At 59.3% G+C, this 8,030-nt stretch carries 8 protein-coding genes; 4 read left to right on the forward strand and 4 right to left on the reverse strand.

Translation table 11 applies throughout. The annotated features are described in order from the left end of the window. Positions 1–430: 430 nt before the first annotated feature. A complete protein-coding gene (locus tag WCJ41_RS18725) occupies positions 431–1,015 on the reverse strand; it encodes a DUF1349 domain-containing protein (protein WP_336907358.1) in 585 nt (194 codons plus the stop codon). 178 nt (positions 1,016–1,193) lie between these two features. Here WCJ41_RS18725 and WCJ41_RS18730 point away from each other — a divergent pair, with 178 nt between their 5' ends. Next, a complete protein-coding gene (locus WCJ41_RS18730) occupies positions 1,194–1,757 on the forward strand; it encodes a glucose-6-phosphate isomerase family protein (RefSeq protein WP_336907359.1) in 564 nt (187 codons plus the stop codon). A 7-nt stretch (positions 1,758–1,764) separates the two neighbouring features. Here WCJ41_RS18730 and WCJ41_RS18735 read toward each other — a convergent pair whose 3' ends face one another. The 3 genes from WCJ41_RS18735 to WCJ41_RS18745 all read right to left on the reverse strand — a co-directional run bounded on the left by WCJ41_RS18735 (position 1,765) and on the right by WCJ41_RS18745 (position 5,375). Beyond that, positions 1,765–2,700: a carbohydrate kinase gene (locus tag WCJ41_RS18735; RefSeq protein ID WP_336907360.1), complete on the reverse strand. Its 936-nt coding sequence runs from the start codon at positions 2,698–2,700 to the stop codon at positions 1,765–1,767. 1 nt (position 2,701) lies between these two features. Next, positions 2,702–3,694 carry a sterol desaturase family protein gene (locus WCJ41_RS18740; protein WP_336907361.1) on the reverse strand — a complete coding sequence of 331 codons (993 nt, stop codon included), beginning with the start codon at positions 3,692–3,694 and terminating at the stop codon, positions 2,702–2,704. 88 nt (positions 3,695–3,782) lie between these two features. Then, entirely contained in the window at positions 3,783–5,375 is a 1,593-nt protein-coding gene (locus tag WCJ41_RS18745; protein WP_336907362.1) for a GMC family oxidoreductase N-terminal domain-containing protein, read from the reverse strand. A 75-nt stretch (positions 5,376–5,450) separates the two neighbouring features. Here WCJ41_RS18745 and WCJ41_RS18750 point away from each other — a divergent pair, with 75 nt between their 5' ends. The 3 genes from WCJ41_RS18750 to WCJ41_RS18760 form a co-directional block, all read left to right on the forward strand. Beyond that, positions 5,451–6,413: a carbohydrate ABC transporter permease gene (locus WCJ41_RS18750; RefSeq protein WP_336907363.1), complete on the forward strand. Its 963-nt coding sequence runs from the start codon at positions 5,451–5,453 to the stop codon at positions 6,411–6,413. Between the two features lie 92 nt (positions 6,414–6,505). Beyond that, positions 6,506–7,384 (forward strand): phytanoyl-CoA dioxygenase family protein, encoded by an 879-nt coding sequence (locus tag WCJ41_RS18755; protein WP_336907364.1) that lies wholly within the window; start codon positions 6,506–6,508, stop codon positions 7,382–7,384. Between the two features lie 274 nt (positions 7,385–7,658). Beyond that, on the forward strand, positions 7,659–8,030 hold a 372-nt coding region (locus tag WCJ41_RS18760), incomplete at its 3' end, for an extracellular solute-binding protein (RefSeq protein ID WP_336907365.1).

Below are 8,030 nucleotides of genomic sequence, written 5' to 3' on the forward strand. Positions count from 1 at the left end.
CAATTCCTCGGGCACCTTTGGCCGCCCGCCCGGGTTCGGCGTGGCTGTGCCGGGCTGGAAGCGGCCAGTGCGGTCGCGGAGTACAGATCGGTCATCAGTCGCCATTCAAGCCTCCGGCTTTCAATCGGTTTCTGCGGATACTACCACAAGCAGCCACATCCGGCTCGCGGCCGTTGTGGAAAGTCGCTGGCTGAAATAGCCTCAGGCCAGCAATTCACCGGCACGCGGTTCAGCAATTTGGAGATGCCGTCTTGAATGAAGCGCCGCCGCCGCTCTCGCCACAGGAATCTATCAACAATGCCACGGTACTTGATGCCTGGGCACGGTCCATCCGAGATGGTAGCGATGTGAAAATCGCCTCCTGAGCGCTCTCGGCTAGCGAGGTCGATGTGGTCATCTGGATCGATCAGGCCGTCCCAACACGGTGACCTCAGCTCAAATCATGGAGATCGGTGGTGATAGCAGGACCGATCGAGAAATCGGAAAATGCCACACTCAATCCCGCTCTCTCTGGTGTGCACGCCATGGGGCCAACCAGACAGGTGTTTGAAACTGGAAACGGCGCCAAGCGCACGAGTGGCCAATGCTTGCCCGTCCTCGACGCCTGAATTCTCATCGCGCCGTTATTCACGGTTACGCGCAGATGGAAGTCATCCAATTCACTGAATGGCTTGGCAACCGACCAATCTGAATTGCCATTGGTGACGACCGTTGACAGAAACAGTTCGCCATCGCTCAGTTCAACGCCTGTCTTGACCCATCGTGTTTCATCAATCCGGATCATGAGGCCAGCCTGATCATAGAGGCTTTGGAAGTTTCCAACCACCCTCACCGTTGCGGTGAAGCTGCTCCCAGCCTCAAAGCCCAGAAAATGGCCACTGTCGCGAGCAAAGCCATAGTAGGTGTTTCGCCAGAAATCTGTTTTGAGGTCGGTTACGAACGCAAGTTCATTCCCATTGCGGGTCCATGTCGTCGGCTCGTTCAGCCACTTTCCGGTGTTGGCGTTAACAGTCATTGGACAATCCTCGAGGTACGGGCAAAGTTTCAACCGCTTGCGGCCTTGACGCAAGGTGAATCCTCTCATAACTCATGACGGTGCATGCGAAGGCCTTGGCTTGAGTGGTGCGTGTATCGCCTGCTACATCATTCGTGACCTGTGCCGTGTCCAACTGAATGACAAGAAAGGCCGGAGAATGTTACCCGAAGGTGTTGCCATTGACCCGCTGACTGGCGCGGTAACTCCGAACACCGGAGAATACACAAAGCGCCTGAGTGAGTTCCGGGGTATCTACCGCGATCAGAAGGCGTTTGACGCGCTGCTCGGCATGGCGGGCGACCTTGTGACCTACAGGGTGGTGGAATATCGCGCCGAGAATTCGGATATCTTCTTTGGCACCACAACCATGATGCCTGGGCGGGTGGGCGATGAGTATTTCATGACACGTGGTCATTATCATGCGCGGCGTGACAGGGGGGAGATTTACTATACGCAGTCTGGCGAGGGAATGCTGGTGCTTCAGTCGCGTGACGGCCAGACGCGCGAAGTGGCGATGAAGCCGGGTATTTGTGCTTTCATACCGCCCGATTGGGCGCACCGCTCGGTCAATACCGGAAAGACACCGCTGGTGTTCACCTGGTGCTGCGGTCAGGACGCGGGGCATGACTATGATGAGATCGCTGCCAAGGGCATGCGAACACTGGTGATTGCAGAAAATGAAGTTTCGGTCTGCATTCCCAATCCAAAATACGTGACCTAGGCCGACTTCACGTCGAGCCAGCGCTTTCGACAAATGCGGCTAACTCCGCCGTCGTGGGCAGGCTTTTCATGGCGCCTTTCCTGGTAGCTGTCAGTCCGCCGGCGGCACAGGCCATGTCGAGCAACCGCTGCGGGTCAATCCCATTGAGCACGCCTGAGAGCACGGCTGCAGTATAGGCATCACCGGATCCAGTCGTATCGATTGCGCCGACTTTGAATCCCGCACAGTCATATGTGCCATTGGGTGTATAGAGTGTTGCACCCCTGGCGCCACGCGTAATGGAGAAGAATTCGAGCCGCTCATGCCAAATGGCCTGGATGCCGGCATCGAGGTCATCCTTCCCCGTCACGCTCTGCAATTCCTCCTCGCTGACTTTCACGATCGCGGAACGGCTGATCACCTCTCGGCCGGCCGCCAGCATGTCTTCTTCCCGGTGCCAGAGTGAAGGCCGGAAGTTGACGTCGCAGGAGATGGGAAGCCCATTGGCATCAGCCAAATCCATCGCCCGGCGTTGGGCTGCAGCGGAGGTAGGCGATGCCAGGGGCAGGATGCCAACATGCAGGATCTTCGATTGGACCAGCCACTCCACCTTGATGTCCTCAGCACGGATGTGCTGGTCGGCCGGTCTGTCGTGATAGAACATGAAACTGCGATCACCCGACTCATCTAGCGTCACGATGGATAGCCCCGCGCGCTCCGTAGGAGACTGGATGATGCCCGATACATCGACGCCATATCCGCTCAAGGCTTCAATCAGGAGCCTGCCGAAGGCATCGGCACCCACCCGGCTGACCATGATGACCTTGTGATCCAGCTTGGCGAGTCCGGCCGCCACATTGCCCGGCGCACCGCCAGGACTGGGCGCATAGAGCCACTGACCATCCACTCTCGAATGCGGAACAAGATCGACAAACAGATCGCCCAGAGAGACGACATCCCACATGTCAGCTCGTGCGCCGCATGCGCCGCGCCCTCATGGCCTCGTGGGACTTTGGCGTTCCATCGTGAAATGAACCAAACCATTTATCGAGGGGAATCATGCCATCGGCATAATTCACCTCGAAGTACTTGTGGTGCAGATAGTGCGCGAAATAGGACACATCCATGGTCACTTCGTCACCTACGGCCAGACGGTCGAAGCCCGTGTGACCCTGGGCCGGCGCCAGCCCCAGCCGGGAGGCTAGATTGATCATGTGTATCGGGTGGGCCGGAATTACGAAGAACAGGAGAATCGTTGAGAAATAGATGAGATGTTCGATCGGGTGCATGGAGAGTCCCGACCATGGCCCGGGGCTTACGTTGCGGTGATGCAGCTTGTGGGCGGCTTCATACAGAAATGAATAGTGCAGAAGGCGATGGGCGAAATAGAAGCCCACCTCATGGATGAGAGGCACGAGAAAGAACACGGCCACGAAGCCGATCGGGTGTTCCGCGAAGCCGATGAACGGGGCTATGCCATTGGCATATGCCCAAAACAACAACACCTCGTAGGCCGTCCAGATCGGCACACCACTGACCAGCGTATAAAACATGTTGTCATAGGTCTGATGGCCAAACAGGAATCCCTCGGCCCTGTCCTTGGGCCATTGACCGTTGTATTTGAAGGCGTTGCCCTGTTTGCGCCAGACATAGAGCCACATGTGCCACGCACCATAGATGCAGATGGCCAAGACGCCATTGCGCAAGAGGACGACGCCTGCCCAGGTGAGCGTGATGTGCTTGAAATGCTCGAGCGATGGCGTGAGCCATGTCCAGATCGCGATGGCCAATGCTGCATAGGCTACATTCCATGGAAGGAAATAGCCCGGAAAGCCGAACAGCCACTTGACGAGTGCCTTTGGCTGCGGCGGCCATGCCAGCGCCGGCCCATAGGTGATCGGCCTGTTCGGGGTCCAGTCGCCTCGCCTGTCACGGATGCCGTATTTGGCTTCGTCCACGGTTGGTCCCTCGAAAACTGGAAGATAGTAGGTTGGAAAGTGCAGCCGGTCAATTTGCGTGCACTCCTGGAGAGACGCGTTTGGTGTTCTAAAGCCGGTTTCCCTTGATGATGTCGGCAGCTCTTTCTCCGATCATGATTGTAGGGGCGTTGGTGTTAGATGAATTGATGTGCGGCATGATGGAAGAATCGCAGATGCGAAGTCCATCCAGCCCCCTGACTCTCAGGTCTGGCGCCACGACGGCCATCTCGTCCGTCCCCATCTTGCAGGTTCCCACGGGGTGGTGCTGCGTCTTGGCATTTTGGCTCAGATGCTCGAACAGCTCCTGGTCCGTATTGATGTGGGGCCCCGGAACGCGCTCGCCCGCGAGAAAAGGTTGGAGTGCAGGCTGGCGGAGGATGTCTCGCGCGATGCGAACGCCCATGATGCCGCGTCTGAGGTCTTCCGGCTCCTGCCAGTAATTGGGGTCGATGAGCGGAGCGTCGGCGGGATCGGCGCTCCGCAACCGGACGCTGCCGCGCGACTTGGGGCGCATGTATGCGGCGTTGAGCGTGATGCCGCCATTCGGCATCTTGGCAACGCCTGCCTCGATCCCTGAGCCGAGGCCAAAGTGCAACTGGATGTCGGGGAGCGATGCGGATTTGTCCGAGTACCAGAACGCCCCCGTTTCAAACAGGCTCGAGGCTGCCGGCCCGCGTTTGAACAGCAGATACTGGAGGCCTGCCCACAGTGTGAGGTGTGGCTTGGCGTAAGCATCATAGCTGTAAGGCCCCGAACACTCGGCGATGGTGAAGAGATCGAGATGATCGTGAAGGTTCCTGCCCACACCCGGCAGGTCGTGCACGGGCGCCACGCCCACGGCCCTGATCTCATCGGCCGGTCCGATCCCTGACTGCAGCATCAGTTTGGGAGAGCCGATGGCACCCGAGGTGAGAATGACCTCGTGTTCGGCGCGCAGCACTTCGCGTCCGCCCGCTGACATGATTTCGACGCCGACAGCGCGTGATTTTTCCACCACGATGCGCGCCACCTGGACGCCCATGCGGACAGTGAGGTTCTTCCGTCCAGCAGCTGGCGCCAGATAGGCGGACGAGGTGGAGGAGCGCCTGCCATCGCGCTGCGTGAGCTGATAGAAGCCGGCTCCTTCCTGCCTTGAGCCATTGAAATCCGGATTGTAGGGGATGCCATATTGCTGGGCCGCCTTGATGAAGGAATCGGCGATCGGGAGGGCTGCGACCGGCATGGAAACGCCCAGTGGACCATCGGCGCCATGGAACTCGTTGACGAAGCGCTGGTTGCCTTCGGCGCGTTTGAAGTACGGCAGCAGCGTGCGGTAGTTCCAGCCGTGGCAGCCATGGTCGCGCTCCCACGCATCATAGTCGTCGGCATTGCCGCGCGTGTAGATCTGCGCGTTAATGGCTGAGCCTCCGCCCAGTATCTTTGCTTGCGTGTACCACAATACGCGGTTGTTCATGTGCTTCTGGGGCACCGTCGACCAGCCCCAGCTTGCCACCCCCTTCGTCATCTTCGCGAAGCCAGCGGGAATCTGGAACAGCATGCCCTTGTCGCTGCCACCGGCCTCGAGCAGCAAGACCTGGACGTCCGGGTCCTCGCTCAGCCTCGCGGCAATGGTGCAGCCCGCCGAACCGCCGCCGATGACGATGAAATCAAACCCGTCCATGCTCGTCTGCGCCCTGATTCTGACCCGCACCGACCATTGTAAGTCCATTTCAGTCAGGAAGGTCAATTCAAACGCATGTTTGTGATGGTGGAAATGGAGAACGCCGCTAACATGGTCTGGCGGCCGAGAGCTGCTGCGAGGTCACTAGCTGTGCGGATTGACCGCCAACGCCTGACTGCCGGCCGGATCGCCACATATCTGGCCCTCTGCTCATGGGCGATCATGTGTGGGTTCCCGCTGTACTGGCTGGCAATTGCCTCTATCAAGCCGGTGGCCGTTCTCGGTGCTGCACCGCGCTATATTCCCTTTGGGGATTTCACCCCCACGCTCGCGTCCTGGCGCTTCATCCTGGCCGATCCTGCGGAGACCCTCCTGCCAAGTTTCGTCAACTCTCTCTTCATCGGTATCACAGCAGCGATGACAAGCCTGATATTCGCGGGGCTCGCCATCTATGGCTTGACACGCCTTCCACCCACGGGACGCGTGGGCTCGCGATTGAGCCCATATGGATTGATGGCGGCGCTGCTGTCCGTGCGTGTCGTGCCCCCGGTGGTCATCGCATTGCCCGTCTATATCCTTGCCGGTCAAGCGGGCCTGCTTGACTCGCGGAGCCTACTTGTTGGCGTCTATGCGGCGGTGAACCTCCCGGTCGCCCTTTGGCTGTTGGTACCGGCATTTGGCCAGCGCGCCACCGATCAGGAGGAGGCGGCACGGCTGGACGGAGCCTCTCACCTTGCAATTTTCTTCGAAATCCTGTTGCCCATGTTGCTGCGGCCACTTGTCGTAACGGGGCTCTTTCTCTTCTTGCTGTGCTGGAACGAATATCTGTTCGCGGCTTACCTCACGTTCGATCACGCGCAGACGCTGTCACCTTGGATGGTGGGACAACTCTCCATGAAGGAGGCCCAGGCGGGCGGGGAGGTGGAAGAACTTGCCCACCTCGCCGCTGCCGCCGTCTTCATGGTTATACCCGGCGTGCTGCTCGCTGCCGCAGTGCACCGCTTTCTGGGCCGGAACCTTGCAGGCGGGCCGTCCTGAGCGAACGCGCCGGCGAAGCACTTGCCATGCCCTAATCGTTTAGCTACACGATTAGCGGCGACGCAACGCAGAATGCGTTCACTAGGGAGAGAATGATGTACACCAGGCAGGCATTGTGGGAACTCGGCGTGAAGCCGGACACGCTCAGCGCGGACCAACTTCGCCAATTCGATGAATTGGGTTACATCATCGTGGAAAGCGTGCTGACCGCGGCGGACTGCCAGGCGATGCGGGATGCCTTCGAGCGGATCCACGCTGCCGAGAGCGAAAAGGGCGGTCACGAGGTGCATGTGGAGCCGGGCGCCCGGCGCCTCTCGAACATCTTCAACAAGACCGATGCCTTCGACAAGTGCCTGTGGATTCCGGAGGTTCTCGCGATGTCGGCCCATGCGCTGGGCGAGATCAAGGTGCATGGCGCCAATGTGCGCGATCCTGTGAAGGGCCATGGCCAGCAGGATATGCATGTGGACGTCCCGAAGAGATTCGTCGATGACTGGTGGGTCGTGAACTCCATGGTCATGTTCGACGACATGACGCGCGACAACGGCCCGACGCGCATCGTGCCGGGCTCCCAGTGGTGGGCGCCCATCAACGTGCCCTATGTGAACATCGGCGATTGGGAGCCGGAGCCTCTGTCGCCCGAGGATGCGGTACGAGTACCAGCTGACCTCTCGGCGCCCTATCCTGGCGAGGTGCTCGTCGAAGCGCCCGCCGGCTCCGTCATCATATGTAATTCCTCGATGTGGCACAGCGGTACGCTGAAGACGTCAGACAAGCCGCGGCGCATGCTTCATCTCACCTACACGCGGCGCGACTTGCCGCAGCAACTTCTCCAACTCGATTACCTGACGCCCGAACTCTACAACCGAATGAGCCCCGTGCAGCGCTACCTAATGGAGATCGAACCGCCGAAACCCGGCGACGGCGTGCTCAGGCAGCCCAGGAAGGACCACAAGGGCTGGTGGAACTGAGCGCCGGCCAATTCGCCCTCTTCTATCGGAACATCGCGCCATAATGCGACAGTCCTGCTCGTCGATCGTCAGGCCAGCTTGCGGTCACTGACCTGTCCTGCAATGCCGGCGATCTCGAGGGCGGCGCAGGCGTTGCGGCGAGGCGTGTCTGCTCGAATTCTGGTTTCGTTTTGCTCTTGCGTGACGTGAAAACTTGGTTACAGTTCGTAACAAACTGGCAAAAGTCCAGTTACCGCTCGACAGCAAAGCGAACTTAAACGGGAGGGAATTCCACATGAAACTCATGAAAATGGCGACTATCTCCATGGTAGCGGCGTTCGCCGCAATGGGAGTTGCTGCAACTGCGAATGCCGGTGAATTTGACGGCGTCACCGTCAACATTCTGACCCGGCCCGGCCCGGTGATCGCGGGACCGCTCAAGGAGCGTGGCGCGGTGTTCGAGAAGGAGACGGGTGCCAAGATCGTCGTCAACGAAGTGCCCTTCGCGGAAATATTCCCGAAGATCCAGAACGATTGGACGACCGGCACCAACTCCATCGACATGGGCGTGTTCGCCGCTGGTTGGGGCGTTGAGCTCGACTCCGCAGGGCTGCTCGAAGACCTCGACCCCTATGTCGAGAAGTATGGCTTCCGCGAGGAACTGCAG

Source organism: Aestuariivirga sp. (assembly GCF_037139295.1).
In the GTDB taxonomy this organism is placed as follows: Bacteria; Pseudomonadota; Alphaproteobacteria; order Rhizobiales; family Aestuariivirgaceae; genus Aestuariivirga.